Here is an 18,071-nt window from a genome sequence, read left to right as displayed (position 1 = left end):
TAGCGATAGAATAGGCAGGCGAGTTTCTGGTAAAATAATGATTCTGAGAGTATGAGGTTATTATGAAACATTCGGTATTAGAAGTATGTGCAGATTGTGTGCAGTCTGCGGTAAATGCGGATAACGCAGGAGTAGACAGGATTGAGCTTTGCAGCAATCTGGTAATCGGAGGTGTGACTCCAGGAATTGCGCTGTTTAAGCTGGTAAAAAAATATACGGATATTAAAGTCCGTGTCCTTTTGCGTCCCAGATACGGTGATTATTGTTATAATGCCTATGAATTCGAACAATTAAAAGAAGAAGTACAGATGTATCGTGAGTTGGGAGCTGACGGTGTGGTAATGGGAATCTTAAGACCGGATGGCAGGCTGGATGTGGAAAGAATGTCCGAGCTGGAAAGATTAGCCGGAAACATGGACACTGCACTGCACAGAGCATTTGATGCCTGCATAAACCCAATGGAAACGATGGAACAGGCAGTTTCTTTAGGAATGAAAACCATTTTGACTGGAGGACAATGTGGAAGTGCATGGGACGGCAGAGAGATGTTAAAAGAGCTTTATGAGAAAAGTGCAGGAAGAATCGAAATCCTGGCAGCAGGAGGAATTAATGCTGATGTAATGGATAAATTAATTCCGCTTACAGGAATCACCTCTATTCATATGTCAGGAAAAATTGAGGTGGACAGCATGATGATATATCGAAAAGCAGGAAGCAGCATGGGGCTTCCTGAAAGAGATGAATATGCCCTATGGCAGACATCAGAAGAAAAAGTAAAACAGGCTGTTCAAGTTTTAAAAAATGTTCAGAATAAATAGAGCGGTATAAATAGATTCCGGCTGGGGCTGTGCACTAATTATTTAGTACACAGCCCTTTGTATTAGTTAATCTGAACAATGTTAAGCCTATATTTCGGATTTTTGGAGTGTGTATTTAGAAGTTATTATACATATTGCATAAAATAAAACTAAATAAATCGCATGTATTGACATAAAATCACTATTGTGATAATTTAATTATAGAACGTTCTTATTTTTTTATTCTATTCCGGGCACGTGCCCAATAAGGCCAAATGAGGATATGTTCGATAGATGGGGGCATGCCGTAAGCAAGTGGCGAAGCGGATTGCGAATATCCGATTGACTAACGATTTATTTAAAATATTTTTTTTACACTATTTCGGGCACGTGCCCGAATGCATGGAGGACTGAAGTGAAAATTACGAACATGGAATATCTGGGTGATGAGATTGATGTAAGCAGTGCATTTTATACATTAGGCAATACCTATTTTTTAGCAAGTGATCTTACGGATTATGACCCGGAACGGCAAAGTGGTACATTAAATTTTTTACGTATGGAGAGAAAAGGAAGATATTCTTTTGTCGGCTGCTCGGCGCAATTTGAAAAAGCAACCTCATGGACATTTCCGGCGGTTTATCCGGAAAATCCTGCTTTTCGCATACAATTTCTTTTTTATGCAGCAAACATTTTTCGCATGTATATCGTGTTTGATGATCATGTACCTGAAGCGGTGGAATCCCCTATCCTTGAGCCAATAAGCGAATATACACAGGTTCATGCGATGCAGTATGAAAATGATGTAATATTATCCACCACAGAAATGTCCGTCCATATCAGTTTTTCCCCGTTTCGTGTTACGCTGAAGGATAAAAATGGAAAATTGTTAACAAGGACCCTGAACACTACGGACAGTGCTTGTCTCCATAATGATAAAATGATTCCTCTTTCTTTTGTTCAATCATACACTACACGCAGTAAGCAATCAGCTATTAGCTTTAGTCTTATGCCGGATGAGCACATTTATGGGAGCGGAGAGAGTTTTACAAGACTTGACAAAACTGGCCAGCGACTGACCTTATATACAAAGGATCCTCACGGAAGTGAAACACGGGAGATGTATAAACCTATTCCATTTTATATGAGTTCCAGAGGTTATGGTGTTTTTACACATACTTCCACACCCTGCGTATTTGATTTCGGCAGCGATTATCAGGAGGCCCAGACTGTTTTTGTCGGTGAAAATGCGTTGGATTTGTTTTTTATCACTGGCGATCCAAAAGAAGTGCTTACAGGCTACACTAATCTGACAGGAAAAAGTCCTTTGCCGCCCTTATGGAGCTTTGGTTTGTGGATGAGCCGGATTACTTACCGTTCCGAGAAAGAGGTACGTGAAGTAATAAATAAGTTACAAGAAAATCAGATCCCATGTGATGTGATTCACCTGGACACTGGATGGTTTGAGGAAGAATGGAATTGTGATTATAAATTCTCCTATGAGCGATTTCCTGATCCTCAAAAAATGATACAGGATTTAAGGCAGGATGGTTACCGTATCTCCTTATGGCAATTGCCTTATTTTACACCTACCAATCGGTTGTTTAAGGAATTGTGTCAAAATAAACTTGCCGTAGTTAATTCAGATGGAGCATTGCCAGCTGAGGATGCCGTTCTTGACTTTTCTAATCCGCAGACAGTTACATGGTATCAGGAAAAATTGAAAACATTATTTCAGCAGGGAGTTTCAGCCATAAAAGCTGATTTTGGAGAAGCTGCTCCGATTACCGGTGTATATCATTCTGGCAAGTCCGGATTCTATGAACATAATTTATACCCATTACGGTATAATAAGGCGGTTTTCGATGCGACAAAAGAATCCAAAGGAGAAGCTGTTATCTGGGCTCGCAGCGCATGGGCTGGAAGCCAGCGGTATCCCATTCATTGGGGCGGTGATACGGAAAATACCGATATGGGCATGCTTTCCGTTTTACGTGGAGGGCTATCTTTGGGAATGAGTGGTTTTTCCTACTGGAGCCATGATATTGGAGGATTTGTCCGTCAGACTCCGGAAGAATTATATCGCAGATGGATGTTTATGGGGATTTTTACCTCTCATATGCGCTGCCATGGAGCCGCACCCAAAGAACCTTGGGCCTTTTCGGACAGTTTCCTGGGTTTGTTCCGGCGTCAGATGCAGTTCCGTTACCGCCTGATGCCCTATATTTTCGGACAGGCCATAAAATGCAGTGAATTAGGGCATCCAATGATGCGTGCAATGTTCTTGGAATTTCCGGACGATCCGGGGTGTAATAGCATTGAGGATCAATATATGTTTGGAGATGATATTTTAGTCGCCCCTTTGTTTACAGAAATCCGGGAACGGAACGTTTACCTGCCGGAAGGTGAATGGATTGAACTGTTTACCCGGCGTGTTTATAAAAGTGGCTGGTCAAAAATCCAGGCTGGTGACATGGAAGGGATAGCATTAGTACGGGAAGGAACTGTTATCCCTATGGTTGAAGCAGCCCTGACTACCGATATGATAAATTGGTCTACGCTGAAATATTACTGGTTTACACAGCAGAAGGACAAAGTACAAGGAACTATAGTGGATTACTTCAAAAGGCGAACTATGCCGGCAACTTTGGAAGCTTTAAAAGACGAAAAAATAGTAGCAGCAGAGGGTAACTCTATTTAAAGGAGGGTTTCATGAATCAAAATAGCATAAAACTTGGCAGGCTGAACGCACGGCAGAAAGAAAGACTGGTGGGTTACGCATTCATTGCTCCGGCTCTTATTTATATGTTACTAATGATTGGGTATCCTGTACTATACAATATTGCCATCAGCTTTACGGATCTTTCTGCCTTTAATCTCGCCCAGGGAAAATCTAAGAATTTTATCGGGTTTAAAAATTATAAGGCTATATTTTCTAATCCCTCTATGTATGTCGCAATCAGGAACACAACGATTTACACAGTGATCAGTATTAGCATTCAGTTTACCCTGGGGTTGTTATTTGCCCTTTTATTCAGTAAAAAGTTTGCTATTGCAAAACCTCTTCGGGGGGCTTTGGTTATCAGTTGGATGATGCCTATAACGGTTACTGCATTGTTATTTAAATACATGCTTAGCCCTGATGTGGGGGTCATTAATTATTTTCTGGTGCAGTTGGGAGTCATTAAAGAGCCAATACCGTGGCTTTTGAAGACATCAACAGCTATTTGGGGCCCCATTATGGCTAATTCGTGGGTTGGCGTTCCGTTTAACATGTTATTACTGACTACTGGGCTTTCTTCTATTTCGGATGAAGTATATGAAAGTGCCTCCATTGATGGAGCAAACGCATTCAAACGTTTCAGGTACATCACGCTCCCTCTGCTGAGGCCGGCTATCTTATCAGTTTTGGTGCTTGGATTTGTGTATACATTCAAAGTATTTGACTTGATTTTTGTAATGACCGGTGGAGGTCCGATCGATGCAACAGAGGTTTTAGCTACTTATTCTTACCGTTTGTCTTTTTCTCAGTATAAATTCGGAGAGGGTGCATCCGTAGCAAATATCCTGTTTCTCATCCTGTTCTGTATTGCACTTGTTTATCTAAAATTGTTGAAAAAGGAGGAGGCAGCTTAATATGCAAATTATTAAACATTTCTTTCACAGTGAAAAAACAAAGAAGGCCTTGTGGACGATTCTGTCTTTACTCATCGCCGTAGTGTTTTTGTTTCCCCTCTATTGGATAGTTGTAAGTTCTCTGAAAAGCGATGCGGAAATTTTCAGCAGACCCATTACGCTTATAGCACAGAAGATTGACTTTAGCGGATATATCCAGCAGCTTACCGGAAAATATTCCATTTTGGTTTCGTCCATAAACTCTGTGGTGATTGCTGTCAGTGCCATGGTTTTATCCTGTATCCTTGCAATACCCGCAGCATATGGCATTTCACGATTTAAGCTCCCAGGATCCAGCGTCATTATTATGCTTTTCCTGATAACACAAATGCTTCCCTCATCATTACTTCTTACACCTTTGTATTTGAATTTTTCAAGGCTTGGTCTGCTAAATAGCTATATAGCCCCAACTCTTGGAATTATGACTATAACGATTCCTTTTGTGCTTCTTATTCTAAGACCAATGTTCTTAACGACACCAAAGGAACTTGAGGAAGCAGCCCGTATTGATGGCTGCAACCGATTTTCAGCTTTTATAAAGATTGTCCTTCCTACTGTCAAACCTGGAATTGTTACTTGTGTATGTTTTGGCTTTGTCCATGGCTGGAATGATTTGATCTATTCACTGACTTTTAATACGGATAGCAAGCTGTATCCAATGACGGCCGCTATTTATAACCTGATGAATGAATTTGGGATCCGGTGGAACTGGATTATGGCTTACGGTTGCATGCTGGTCATTCCGCCTGCATTGCTTTTTATCTTTGCCCAGAAATATGTTGTAAGTGGAATCACCGGGGGAGCCGTAAAAGGCTGACGCCCTGTTTAAAAGATTCATAAATAAAATTTAGGAGGGAACAAATGAAGAGAAAATTTAGTAGTATTCTTATGCTTGCATCCACTGCATTATTGCTTGTGGCATGTGCAAAAAATCAGACACCAACCCCAACTGATCAAGTTGCTCCGGAAAAAACGTCTTCTTCAAACAGTCAGGAACCGGTTAAAGTTCCGTTAACCTTGTGGCATTACTATACGAGTGAGGCTACACAAAATGCTTTGACCAAATTAATTGACGACTATAATGCAAGCGGTGGAAAAGCACAGGTAAAACAGCAGTTGATTCCCAGGGATGAATTAATGAAAAAATATACTCTCGGGATTACGACCGGAGACCTTCCGGATTTGGCTGTTATTGACAATCCAGATTCAGCCGCTTACTCTGCAATGGGATTGTTTACTGACCTTACAGAGCAGTTTAACGCCACAGACCATAATCAATTTCAGGAAGGACCATTGGCTACCGGTACCTATCAGGATAAGATCTATACTTTGCCATTTCGGTATAATGCATTAGCTGTATGGGTTAATACAGAAATGTTCGAAGCTGCAGGGATTGACACAATGCCAACAACTTGGACAGAGTTTCTGGAAACTTGTAAAAAACTGAAGGATAGAAATCCGGGCGTGTATCCGTTTGCTTTTGCAGCTGCAAAAAGTGAAGAAGGTACGTTCCAGTTTATTCCGTTTCTTTATTCTGCAGGTGGTTCTCTAGATGATATGGCTTCCGAGGGAAGCGTTCAAGCTCTTACCAATATTAAAACACTGGTAAATACAGGTTATGCCAGTAATGAAGTCATCAACTGGGCACAAGGAGATGTTGAGAAGCAATTTGCAGCGGGTAATGCTGCAATGATGTTAAATGGTTCGTGGCAAATACCAAATCTGGCCACCGATGCTCCTGATTTAAAATATCAGATTATTTCTCTGCCAACCGATGGAACGAATGCTTCCTGTATGGGTGGTGAGAACATAGGGATTACCACTAGTTGTGACAATATGGAGGCAGCATGGGATTTCCTTACATATGCAACAAGTAAGGAGATCAGTATAGCTTTTAATTCTAGCATTGGAACCATTTCACCCCGCAGCGATGTGACAGCAGAGGAACAATATCCAGAAAATGATGCGATGCAGGTTTTTGCACAGCAAATGGCTTATGCGATTGCTCGTGGACCATCACCTAAGTGGAGTGAAATTTCGGAAAATATACAAATTGCGATTCAGGCTGTGCTGATTGATGCTGAGACGCCCGCACAGGCGGGTTCTACCGCTGCTAAAAAAATAGGGGAGATTAATGCTACACTAAAATAGAGTTTAATGTGGTATAATATACAAAACTGGTTATGAAAGGCAGGAGAGATTTTTATAATATTTGCTTGAATTGTAAAAATCTCTCTTGACTTTTTCCTATTTTATGATAAATAATTTGAAATAAATCTTTATGAAAGGAGTGTTTGAAATCGCTGTCACAATGAAAGAATTAGCCGAGAAGTTAGGAGTCTCAAGGGCAACCGTGGACAGGGCTTTACATAACCGTCCAGGTGTCCATCCCCAGGTTGCTGAACAAATCAGGCAATTAGCTAAAGAAATGGGATTTACTCCAAACAGGGCAGGCAGAATTCTGGCTGCCCGCAAGCAGCCATTAAAGATTATATATGTAGTACCACAAATTGGTAATGAATTTTTTTATGCAGTAGAAGAAGGAGCACAGGCTGCAGCCAGGGAGCTGGAGGATTTTGGCGTTTCTGTAATTTGCAAACCAGTCAGGGCATATCATGCCGAGGAGCATATCAGAGCGGTCCAAGAGTTAATGGAGGAAGATTTTGGGGCATTATGCCTTTCAACCGTTGATGAGCCTCAAATACGTGATTGCATTGATGAACTTACGAAAAGGGGAGTTGCTGTTGTTACCGTCAATAATGATTTAAGTGGGTCCAGACGCTTATTTTATATTGGATGTGATTACTATGAAGCAGGCAGTACGGCAGCAGGACTATTTTCAAACATAAATCATGAAAAATTCAATTTTTTAATCGTTTCTGGTACACGGCAAATGACAAACCATATCCAGAGATTAACTGGTTTTGTAGATACCATGAATAACAATTGCCAGAATTATGAAATCGTTGCACAAATGCAGGTTAACGAGAATGAAGAATCTGCTTATGATAGCGCCAGACAAATACTATTACAGCATCCCGAAATAAATTGTGTTTATATGACTTCAGCAGCGATTACCGGTGTTTGTAAAGCGATTATTGAATTAAAAAAGAATGACAGTCTGCATGTAATAAGTTTTGACGATGTGGAGACTGTACGTCAGTTTATGCATCAGGGAGTTATTAATTTTACTCTTTGCCAAGATCCATGGACCCAAGGATACAAGGCTGTTCATATGCTGTTTGACTATTTTGTAGATGACAGGCATAATGTTCCTGAGAATTACATCACAAAAACAATTATAAAAATCAAAGAGAATCTGGATTAACAAGCTAACAAAACAAGATGGGACGCGGTTAAACATAACGCGTCCCGTTTATTATGCCCGTTTGCGGAACGGGACAGATAAAGTACTCGTCAAAAATACCAAGAGGAATTTAAGATTTACTTTTATATTAAAAAAAATGCACATCTTTGCAGGAAATAAAATTTTTGCTATAATAAAAATCACCATATTTCTAAATGCTCATTGCGCCGGATATATGGAGCTGCATATAATTATTACCGGAAAGAGGAAAAGGGATGAAAAAGTCTTCTAAATTATCTGTTCGGATGTTTCTGCTGTTACTGCTATGCGTGGTCCTGCCTTTGGCAGGGACATGTATTTACGTACGAGTCAGCATGGAACATTTTATCCAGGAAAAGCTGAGTGAAAAGGTCATTCAGAACATTTCAAGGGGAGAACGGAATATCTGCGATAATTTACAGAACATAGCGGCTTTGACCAATGTCTTTGTTTATGACGAGGAGCTGCAAAAGCGCATTACAGATCCCAATACGTCACAATATGACAATACGAAGTACTTTGACCAGATGATACATAAGCTCAGCATTGCCAGCGGATTTGATTTCGTTCAGGATATGAAGATCATCCTATTTGACGAGCACAATAGAATTTACTCCAACTGGAGCATGAATTACCAGGATTACCAGTTTCTCCTGGATCAGGATTGGGTGAAAAAGAGCAGGGAGAACAATGGGCATATTGTATGGGCCATGTTTAATCCGGCTTACATTATTGGTGAACAGAAAGATCAGACCTATATTTCCCTGGCAAAATCCCTGCTCAAGGATTATACGACGGGAAATGTAATAGGAACGCTTATTATCAGCATTGACCAGAAAAAATTCAGCGACCTTTTGATGGAATATGCCTATGCCGGTGACATGGCCTATGTCTGTGTGGGAGAAGGATCCGTACTTTTACAAAACGACATTCAGGGGCTTATTCAAGAAGAGGATATCAGGAATCTGTTCCGGGAGACGGAGAAGAAAAAAAGCGGAAACCTGCGATATCAATCTGCAGGAGGAAACTTTCTTATAAGCTATTATACCATTCCAAAGCCGTGGGTGTTTAATGATCAGCAAATGAAAGTCTTTCATTTTACCAATTATCAGGAAGTGACCAATCAGGTGGAAATGATTGGGAGCAGGATGAATCTGATAGTCCTGATCGTTATATGCGCGCTGGTCTTAATTCTGTATCTTTCCATCCGGATGCTGGTTAAGCCCATTGTAAAACTCAGCGGCCAGATGGAAAATTACACGCTGGATATGGATTTAAAAGATATCGATATGAAGCGGTCCGATGAGATCGGACAGTTAAACCGCTCCTTCCGGCAAATGTCCATTAACATCCGCCATTTATTTGAAGAGCTTAAAAATGAGCACGAGATCAAGGAAAAATACCGTTATGAATCTCTGCGGGCACAGTTAAATCCCCATTTTCTATTCAATACCCTGTCAACCATCCGATGGATGGCGATCATAAGAGGAGCGGATAATATCGTAGATGGAATCGATGCTTTGGCTCATATTTTAAAATACAGTATGAGCAGGGAAAACTGCCTGGTGACGGTAGCGGAAGAGGTGGAGAACATCAGGAATTATCTTTATATCCAAAATTGCCGTTACGGAAATCATTGCAGGCTGGAAATGGATCTTGAGGAAGACATCATGAATTTGAAAACAGCCAAGTTCATCCTTCAGCCCATTGTGGAAAATGCTATCATTCATGGATATGACAAGGATAGGGAGGAAATCTTGATCCGGATTTACGGATCTGCAGAGGAGGACAGCCTTAAAATCTATGTGGAGGATGACGGAGTAGGCATTTCCCCCAATGTTATCAGGCAATTTGAGGCCTCCAGGGAAGGCCGGATAAAGGAAAGCAAGCTGACGGGCATCGGAATCAAAACTGTAGATGAGTATATCCGAATTACCTTCGGCAATGAGTATGGGCTGACCATAGAAAGTCTTAAAACAAGAGGGACGGTGGTATTGTTCACACTTCCGGTAATCAGAGAGGAGAAATCAGGGGATGAAAAGGGTGATGATTGTAGATGATGAGGTTTTGGTGCGTCTGGGAATTCAGTCATTGATCAAATGGGAGAACCATGGATACCAGATTGTCTGTGATGCATCGGATGGGGAAGAGGCGCTTCAAAAAATCAAACAGTATCAGCCCGATATCGTTCTTACGGACTTAAAGATGAGCCCGGTGGATGGCTTTGAGCTGATCTCAGAGTGCAGGGAAAAATATCCTCACATCCAGTTTATTGTTTTAAGCAGCTATAATGATTTTGACAATGTGAGAAATGCCATGAAAATGGGGGCGTTTGATTATGTTTTTAAATTGACAGTGAAGCCGGAAGAACTGCTGAAAATCATGGATGAAGCTACCTCCTCAGGGAAAGGGAGCGACACAGTCCAGGAAACCTCTGTACTGGCGGAACGGAATATGGAAGTCATAAAAAGAGGATTATTTAAAAGAATTTTAAACTCTGAAACCTTTTTGAAGAAATATTTAGAGGAACTGATGAGGCTGCCTCTTTCTGTAAATTTTGACCATCCGTTCCATATCCTCTCCATTACCATCGATGATTTTAAGGTGGTAAGAAAAAAAGGGGATTTTATGGATTTGGAGCTCCTGATATTTACTATGGAAAATATCCTTAGTGAATTGTTTAACCGCCATCACCGTGCAGAAGTGTTCCAATACGGGGAATATGATTTTGCAGTGGCAGTAAACCTGGAAGAAAATCAGGATCATAAGGCCTTTTTTACAGCAATGGAGAAGGAGTTTGGCATCTTTTCCAGCTGCGCCCGACAGTATTACGGTTTGGAGGTAAGCGGAGCATTGAGCAGGGAATGTACGGGGATCAAAGGGTTAAAGGAGGCCATTGCTCAGAACCGGGGTACATTAAACATGCGCTTTTTTTCGGAACCTGGAAAGCTTCATCCATACGAGAGGAGCGTTAAGGAAGAGGCGGTTCTTCCGGTCGAGTTTCACAGCTCTGTTTTAGAACGTCTGGCGGCAGAACACGACTTTTTCGGGATGAGGAAGTTTCTGGAGGACTTATTTGAATTTCTGAAAGAAAAGAACCGGTGGGAGCCTGAGGAAATCCGCTATCTTCTGAGAAAGGCCTATGGAACCCTGGCAGCCTCCTTTGCCCGCAGCAGAGCTGATATAGATCTGTTCCTGGATAAGAACGGAATAAACATGGAGGCTTCCATCAATGATTATACATATCTTGAAAAAATCAGGCAATCCGTATTGGAATTGTTGGAACAGTATAAAAAGGAGTATGAATCTAACAGCGGCAGAATATTGAGAAAAGAGGTTGCCGAAGCAAAGAGTTTTGTCCGAAGTCATATGAAGGAAGAACTGCAGGTCGCAGAAATTGCGGCGATGGTGAACATGAGCGGCAGCTATTTTTCCCATGTATTTAAAAAGGAGGAAGGGATTAGCTTTTTGGAATATGTATACCGGGTGAGAATGGAGCATGCTAGATACTTACTGGAAAGCAGCGATTTAAAGGTAAATGAGATTGCAGATGAGGTTGGAATCTTTAATCCAAATTATTTCAGCACCCAGTTTAAAAAGAGCGTAGGACAGTCTCCTTTGGAATATCGCCAGGCTTGGTTAAAGAAAGCGGAGGAAAATAGCAGAATCTGAAAGAAAAATAGCAGGATTTTAAACTATTGGCAAAAGAAGAAACCAATGAAGCCGGAAATCGAAAGAATTGAAAGAAAGACAGCAGACAGAGGGATATCACTTGTCTGCTGTTTTTGCTATAGTATAAAAGAAATCAAAACTATTGGAGGAAGGTATAATGAAAAAGTGGAAAAAGTTAGGGGCACTCGGCATGGCATCTCTAATGGCAATGTCAGTGATAACCGGCTGCCAAAGCGGCCAGAAAACAGAACAGGTAACTGCGTCTGGGGAGACGGCTAAAACAGATGAATCAAAAACAGAAGCGCCAAAAGCAGGAAATGGAGAACCTGTTGTTTTGCGGATGTGGGGAGGCGTTCCTGCGGAAGCTGGTCCTCAGGCTGTTTGTGATAACTTTAACCAGCTCTACAAGGACAAAGGGATACAGGTAGAGTACGAACGGTTTGTAAATGATGATACGGGAAATTTAAAGCTGGAAACAAATCTTCTCTCAGGAGACGGTGTGGACCTTTATATGACTTACAGCACCGATGTTCTGACAAAGCGCGCGGAGGGTAACATGGCACTGGATCTTTCAGAACTGATTGCCCGTGATGATTTCCAACTGACAAAATATTTCGGGACCCTGGCAGAGGCGTATTACATAAACGGAAAGCCTTATTCCATTCCTACAAAGCTGGATCAGTATGGAATCGTTTTAAATGAAGACATGTTCGAAGCAGCAGGGATTGAAATTCCTACGGAATGGACGTTTGACGAATTCCGTGAGATCGCCAAAAAGCTTACTTATGGAGAAGGCCAGGATAAAGTTTACGGCATGTTTTGGAATTCCCAGCAGGATCTGACCTATCTTTTCACTTACTTAGTGGCCCAGACAAGCGGCGGAGATCCCATGTATAAAAATGACAAGGAAACCAGCTTTGATGATCCTGTGGTGCTTAAATCCGTTGAGCTGATCAATAACATGATGAATGTGGATAAAACATCTCCTACTCATACAGATTCTGTGACCCAAAAGCTGTCTCAGGAAAGCATGTTCCTGACGGGAAAATCTGCCATGACGGTGGGACCGTGGATTGTAAGAAGCGTTAAGGACCAGGCCAGTTATCCCCATGACTTTAAGACGGCATTCGCTCCTTATCCAGTGGTGGAAAAAGGACAGAGAAATTATACCCAGGGAGGCTATGGGGATCATCTGTGCATCAATCCAAAATCCCAGAACATTGAGGCAGCATGGGAATTTGCAAAATGGTACGCGAACGAGGGAATGCTTCCCGTAGTGGAAGGTGGCCGGGTGCCGGCTTCCAATACTTATAATGCCCTAGAGGTAACAGAGGCGTTTGTCATGGGAGCCGAGGATTATTTAGATGCGGAAACTACTCAAAAGATCCTTATAACACCGGCAGACAATTACGCGGTTCCTTCCATCACCAACCATATTGCGGAGGTAAAGAAAATCGCGGTGGAAGAACTGGAAGGGATTTTCATCGGAAAGCAGACGGCGGAGGAAGGCATGAATAAGGCCAAAGCCAGAGCTGATGAGCTTTTGCAGAAATAAGCAGAGAAAAATCCCCGGGGCTGCTGGTTCCATTACGCAGCCCCGGGATAATAAAAAGAAGAAAGGAGGGAACCACTGAACATGAAGAAAATCAGGCTTAGCAGACAGTTAAAGGTGGATCTAACCGGCTATGCTTTCATTCTGCCCAATATTATCGGTGTATGCCTTTTCACCTTATTTCCCATGATCTTTTCTTTGATCATCAGCTTTACAAACTGGGATTATACCAAAGGGATCGGCAACTGGGATTTTATCGGACTTAAAAATTTTATTGACATGTGGCAGGATAAATGGTTTACCAGTTCCCTGATTAACACCATCATTTTTGCGGTTGGAGTGGTACCGGTGACCGTTTTTCTGGCGCTGGTGTTAGCGGTCATCATTGATAAATACTGCGTTGCCAGACTTCCCATGAGGCTGGCGCTTTTTATGCCCTACATATCCAATATCGTAGCGGTTGCCATTGTTTGGGTGATGATGTATTCCCCCTGGGGGCCATTTACCCAGTTGGTGAAGTTATTTGGAGTGGAGAATCCTCCCCAGTGGCTTGGAGATACAACCTGGGCTTTGCCCGCGCTGATGCTTATGACCGTATGGTCAGGAGTGGGATATGCCAATATGATCTATACATCGGCACTTCAGGGACTTCCTCAGGATGTTTATGAGGCGGCGGATATTGACGGAGCAGGAGAGGTTCAGAAATTCTTTAAGCTCACGATCCCGTTTTTATCGCCTACTACCTTTTTCCTGATCATTACTACGTTCATCACTTCGTTCCAGGTGTTTGCGCCTATTCAGATCATGACAAGAGGCGGCCCCGGAACGGCCACCAATGTGTTGGTTTACTATATTTACACTTCGGCCTTTACCTTCTACAAGATGGGATATGCTTCCGCCATGTCGTGGATATTGTTTTTGATCCTCTTTGGCATAACCATGTTTCAATGGGCGGGGCAGAAAAAATGGGTCAGCTATTAAGAAAACACCCTGCGGGTATACCTGTATGCCCAAAGGACATGGGCAATAAAGAAGAAACACCCTGCGGGTATACCTGTATGCCCAAAGGACATGGGCAATAAAGAAGAAAGGTGGCGCCTGGAATGAAGAAACATCAACGGATCATCCTTAGGGTCCTGTTTACCGTAGTCATAGGGGCTCTGGCTGTCTCCATGGTCACCCCGTTTTTATGGATGCTTTCGGCATCAATGAAGCTTCCTCTGGATGTCATGAAGCTTCCGATTGAATGGATACCAAAATATTTTTATCCTGATAATTACAAGAAAGTGTGGAATGTGGGAGGCCTGGCAGTCAGGGATTACCATTTCGGCCTGGCATACTGGAATTCCATAAAGATCGCTGTCATCAATCTGACGGGATCCGTGCTTACCAGCACTCTGGCAGGGTATGCCTTTGCTAAAATAAAGTTCAGAGGACGGAATATCCTCTTCCTGATCTATCTGGCCACCATGATGATACCCAGTCAGGTAACCCTGATCCCCAAGTTTGTTATGTTTAATAAAATGGGGCTCACCGGAACCCATTTAACCCTGATTCTTCCGGGACTGATTACCATTACAGGCACATTTCTCATGCGCCAGTATTTTATGCAGATTCCGGATGAACTGAGAGAGTCGGCAAGGGTAGATGGAGCCCACGAGTTTCTCATATGGCTAAAGATCATGGTGCCGATTGCCAAGCCTAATATGGCCTCTCTTGCAATGGTGGTGTTCCTGTGGAACTGGAACAGTTATCTGGAGCCATTGGTATTTTTAAGCGATTGGCGATTGTATACAATTCCTATTGCCCTTACGAATTTTATAGAAGAGAGTGTGACGGAGTATAATCTGGTCATGGCAGCAGCGGCCTCTGCCCTGATTCCGGCTTTTCTCGTATTTTTACTAGGGCAGAAGTTTCTTGTCAAGGGTCTGGTGGCTGGTGCAGTGAAAGGATAAGGTTGAGAATATGAAATATATAACGGAAAATAAGAGAGAGATACCAGTAATACGTGAGGTGGATGTGCTGGTGCTGGGGGGAGGACCGGCAGGAATCGGGGCAGCGGTTGCAGCAGCAAGAGAAGGCGCTGTGACCATGCTGGTGGAGCAGGCAGGAGATGTGGGAGGAATCGCCACAGCAGGACTTATGAGCCATTGGACGGGAAGCACGGAAGGGGGATTTTACGAGGAAATCCTGAGCCGTTCGGCAGAGTTTTCCGGGGAAGGACGGCAGATCATTAATCCTGAGCGCTTAAAGACAGTTTTTCTCCGCATGCTTATGGAGGCAGGGGTTAGTCTCAGGCTGTATACATTTGCCAGTGATGTTATTATGGAGGGGAATGTGATCAAGGGAGTGATCCTGGAAAGCAAGTCTGGTAGGGAGGCTGTTCTTGCGAAGATCGTCATTGACGCTACAGGTGATGGTGATATAGGGGCAAAGGCCGGGGCTCCCTATTTTAAGGGCAGAGAAGACGACGGACTCATGCAGCCGGCTACGATCATGTTTAAGGTGGCAGGTGTTGATGAGGAGAGAGGTGTTTTTCCCGGCGGCTTTGAAGAAAGCTTTGACCTTCCCGACGGGGATTTACAGGAGCTGGGGAAGAAGCATCTGCCAGAGCCTGCAGGACATGTGCTCCTTTACAAGACAACGCTTCCGGGAGTGGTCACCTGCAATATGACCAACTGTACCGGAGTGGACGGTACAAATGCCGAGGATCTGACGAAGGCAACCCTTGTATGCAGAGAGCAGATTGATAAAATAGTTGCTTTCCTTAGAAGATATGTACCGGGCTTTGAAAACTGTTATATCATCAGCTCCGCATCCCTGGTAGGAATCCGGGAAACCAGGCATTTTAAGGGAGTGGAGACCATTCGTCCGCAGGATATCCTGGAGGCCAGAGTATTTGACAACTGGGTGGTGGCAAAGGCCTGCTTTAATTTTGACGTACACAATTTAACAGGCAATGGCCTAGACGAAACCGGCAGTCAAAAGCATTTTCCTCAGACAAAAGGGTATACCATACCTTACGGCTGTTTCGTACCATTGGAAATTGACAATCTGTATCTGGCGGGAAGAAATATTTCAGGAACTCACATGGCCCATTCTAATTACCGGGTCATGCCGATCTGCGCCAATATGGGGCAGGCGGTGGGGATTGCAGCAGCCATGTGCGCCGCTTCTGAAACAGCGCCCAGAGACCTTGAAGTGAAAAAGATTCAGAGCCGCCTTATGGAATTGGGGGTGAATCCGTGAACACATATCATTATGACTTTGTCGTAGTCGGAGGCGGTATGTCCGGCATCTGCGCGGCTATTGCTGCCGCCAGAAGAGGTGTGAAAACAGCCTTGATTCACGACAGGCCTGTTTTAGGCGGCAATGCCAGCTCCGAAATCCGGATGCATATCTGTGGGGCAGATCATCACATGTCGGTTTCAAATGCCCGTGAAACCGGAATAATAGAAGAAATACTTCTGGAAAACAAGCGGAGAAATCCAGAGATGGTGTATCCGATTTTTGATTCCGTTCTATGGGAAAAGGTTCATTATCAGGAAAACCTGACCCTTTATTTAAATACTCATATGACGGAGGTCTTGTGCGATGGTGACAGGATCGAGGCGGTATGTGCCCTGCAGTTGACAACGGAGAAAACGTTCCGCATTTTCGGTACTCTGTTTTTGGATGCCACGGGTGACGGCGTTCTGGGTGCTAAGGCGGGAGCAGAGTACCGGATTGGAAGGGAAAGCAGCTCCCAATATGGAGAGACCCTGGCTCCGGAAAAAGAAGACCCCTATACCATGGGAAATTCCCTCATGTTCAAGGCTCGGGACATGGGACATGAGGTGCCCTTTATTAAGCCTTTCTGGGCCAATACCTATACCGAGGAGCAGCTTAGGCTGCGGGATCACAGTGATGTCACCTCCGGGTACTGGTGGATCGAGCTGGGAGGCGGAGAACGGGATGTGATTTCCCAAGGGGAAGAGCTTCGGGATGATCTGTTAAAGGCTGTATTTGGAGTATGGGATCATATTAAAAACGGCGGAGAACACGGTGCGGAGCGTATGGAATTGGAATGGGTGGGCTTTCTGCCTGGAAAAAGGGAAAGCCGCCGGCTCATAGGAGATTATGTGCTGACGGAAAAGGATTGTCTCCAGAGCACCCGGTTTGAGGATGCCGTAGCCTATGGGGGCTGGCCTATGGATATCCATACGGTAGAAGGCTTTTTAAATGAGAACGATGATCCTACGGTCTGGAACCAGGTAAACGGCATATACTCTATACCCTACCGGTGCTTGTATTCAAAAAACATCCGGAACCTGTTTTTAGGAGGCAGGGCAATCAGTTGTTCTCATGTGGCATTTTCCTCCACAAGGGTTATGGGAACTTGTGCGGTCGTTGGTCAGGCGGTAGGTACGGCCGCTTCCATGGCAGTAAAAAGGAATCTGGGGCCCAGGGAAATCCTTGATTGTGTGGGGGAACTGCAGCAGGAGCTTTTAAAGGATGACTGCTATATTCCCTATGCTGCCAACCAGGATCCTGATGATATCGCCAGGCGGGCAGTGGTGACAGCATCTCAACATATTCCAGGATTTGAGCCGGAAAAGGCAGTAAACGGAGTGGCGAGAACGGTATATGAAGAGTCAAACTGCTGGCGTGCCCCTATAGAAGACCGCCCTTCCCTGCTTCTATCCCTGCCAGGGAAGACGCCCATCCGGGAAATACGTATGGTACTTGATTCCAATTTAAGCAGGGAGATTACTCCTTCTATAAACCAGGGTGTGCTATCCAGACAGAAGTCTGGGCCGCCGTCGGAGCTTTTAAAAGAATATGAAGTGGATATCCTTCTGGAAGGGGAAGTTGTGGAGCATATTGCGGCCCAGTCCCATGGACAGAGGCTACAGCAGCTTTTCATTGACGGAACGGTAGGAGATGCTATCCGGATCAGTCCCATTTCTACATATGGAAGCAAGGAAGCAGGGATCTTTGAAGTGAGGATTTATTCCTGTAAATAAGTGTTGCGATAGGATAAGCAAAA

At 43.6% G+C, this 18,071-nt stretch carries 13 protein-coding genes; all 13 read left to right on the top strand.

The window, feature by feature from the left end; all coding sequences use genetic code 11:
• Positions 1-62: 62 nt before the first annotated feature.
• The 13 genes from ACHZES_RS04255 to ACHZES_RS04195 all read left to right on the top strand — a co-directional run bounded on the left by ACHZES_RS04255 (position 63) and on the right by ACHZES_RS04195 (position 18,048).
• Positions 63-818 (top strand): copper homeostasis protein CutC, encoded by a 756-nt coding sequence (locus tag ACHZES_RS04255; RefSeq protein WP_395547788.1) that lies wholly within the window; start codon positions 63-65, stop codon positions 816-818.
• Positions 819-1,212: 394 nt separating this feature from the next.
• The gene (locus ACHZES_RS04250; protein ID WP_395547789.1) at positions 1,213-3,498 is read left to right on the top strand and encodes a TIM-barrel domain-containing protein; all 2,286 of its coding nucleotides are present in this window, start codon (positions 1,213-1,215) and stop codon (positions 3,496-3,498) included.
• A gap of 11 nt (positions 3,499-3,509) precedes the next feature.
• Positions 3,510-4,433, top strand: a complete 924-nt coding sequence (locus tag ACHZES_RS04245) for a carbohydrate ABC transporter permease (protein ID WP_395547790.1) — start codon at positions 3,510-3,512, stop codon at positions 4,431-4,433.
• Position 4,434: 1 nt separating this feature from the next.
• Positions 4,435-5,289 (top strand): carbohydrate ABC transporter permease, encoded by an 855-nt coding sequence (locus ACHZES_RS04240; RefSeq protein WP_395547791.1) that lies wholly within the window; start codon positions 4,435-4,437, stop codon positions 5,287-5,289.
• Between the two features lie 44 nt (positions 5,290-5,333).
• Positions 5,334-6,623, top strand: a complete 1,290-nt coding sequence (locus tag ACHZES_RS04235) for an extracellular solute-binding protein (protein ID WP_395547792.1) — start codon at positions 5,334-5,336, stop codon at positions 6,621-6,623.
• A 130-nt stretch (positions 6,624-6,753) separates the two neighbouring features.
• Positions 6,754-7,800 (top strand): substrate-binding domain-containing protein, encoded by a 1,047-nt coding sequence (locus ACHZES_RS04230; RefSeq protein WP_395547793.1) that lies wholly within the window; start codon positions 6,754-6,756, stop codon positions 7,798-7,800.
• Between the two features lie 254 nt (positions 7,801-8,054).
• Positions 8,055-9,878 (top strand): sensor histidine kinase, encoded by a 1,824-nt coding sequence (locus tag ACHZES_RS04225; protein ID WP_395547794.1) that lies wholly within the window; start codon positions 8,055-8,057, stop codon positions 9,876-9,878.
• Entirely contained in the window at positions 9,853-11,490 is a 1,638-nt protein-coding gene (locus ACHZES_RS04220; RefSeq protein ID WP_395547795.1) for a response regulator, read from the top strand. Before ACHZES_RS04225 ends, ACHZES_RS04220 begins: the two co-directional genes overlap by 26 nt.
• 157 nt (positions 11,491-11,647) lie before the next feature.
• Positions 11,648-13,045, top strand: a complete 1,398-nt coding sequence (locus ACHZES_RS04215; protein ID WP_395547796.1) for an ABC transporter substrate-binding protein — start codon at positions 11,648-11,650, stop codon at positions 13,043-13,045.
• 81 nt (positions 13,046-13,126) lie between these two features.
• Entirely contained in the window at positions 13,127-14,023 is an 897-nt protein-coding gene (locus ACHZES_RS04210) for a carbohydrate ABC transporter permease (RefSeq protein ID WP_395547797.1), read from the top strand.
• A 122-nt stretch (positions 14,024-14,145) separates the two neighbouring features.
• Positions 14,146-14,997 carry a carbohydrate ABC transporter permease gene (locus tag ACHZES_RS04205; protein WP_038281532.1) on the top strand — a complete coding sequence of 284 codons (852 nt, stop codon included), beginning with the start codon at positions 14,146-14,148 and terminating at the stop codon, positions 14,995-14,997.
• A 10-nt stretch (positions 14,998-15,007) separates the two neighbouring features.
• A complete protein-coding gene (locus ACHZES_RS04200; protein WP_038281534.1) occupies positions 15,008-16,291 on the top strand; it encodes an FAD-dependent oxidoreductase in 1,284 nt (427 codons plus the stop codon).
• Positions 16,288-18,048, top strand: coding sequence for an FAD-dependent oxidoreductase (locus tag ACHZES_RS04195; RefSeq protein WP_395547798.1), 1,761 nt, complete (start codon positions 16,288-16,290; stop codon positions 18,046-18,048). The genes ACHZES_RS04200 and ACHZES_RS04195 overlap by 4 nt, the downstream gene beginning before the upstream one ends.
• The last annotated feature ends 23 nt before the right edge of the window (positions 18,049-18,071 follow it).

Origin of the sequence: Lacrimispora sanguinis (assembly GCF_044987295.1) — a bacterium.
Classification (GTDB): Bacteria; Bacillota; Clostridia; order Lachnospirales; family Lachnospiraceae; genus Lacrimispora; species Lacrimispora celerecrescens_B.
This window is presented reverse-complemented; position numbering and strand designations above follow the sequence as displayed.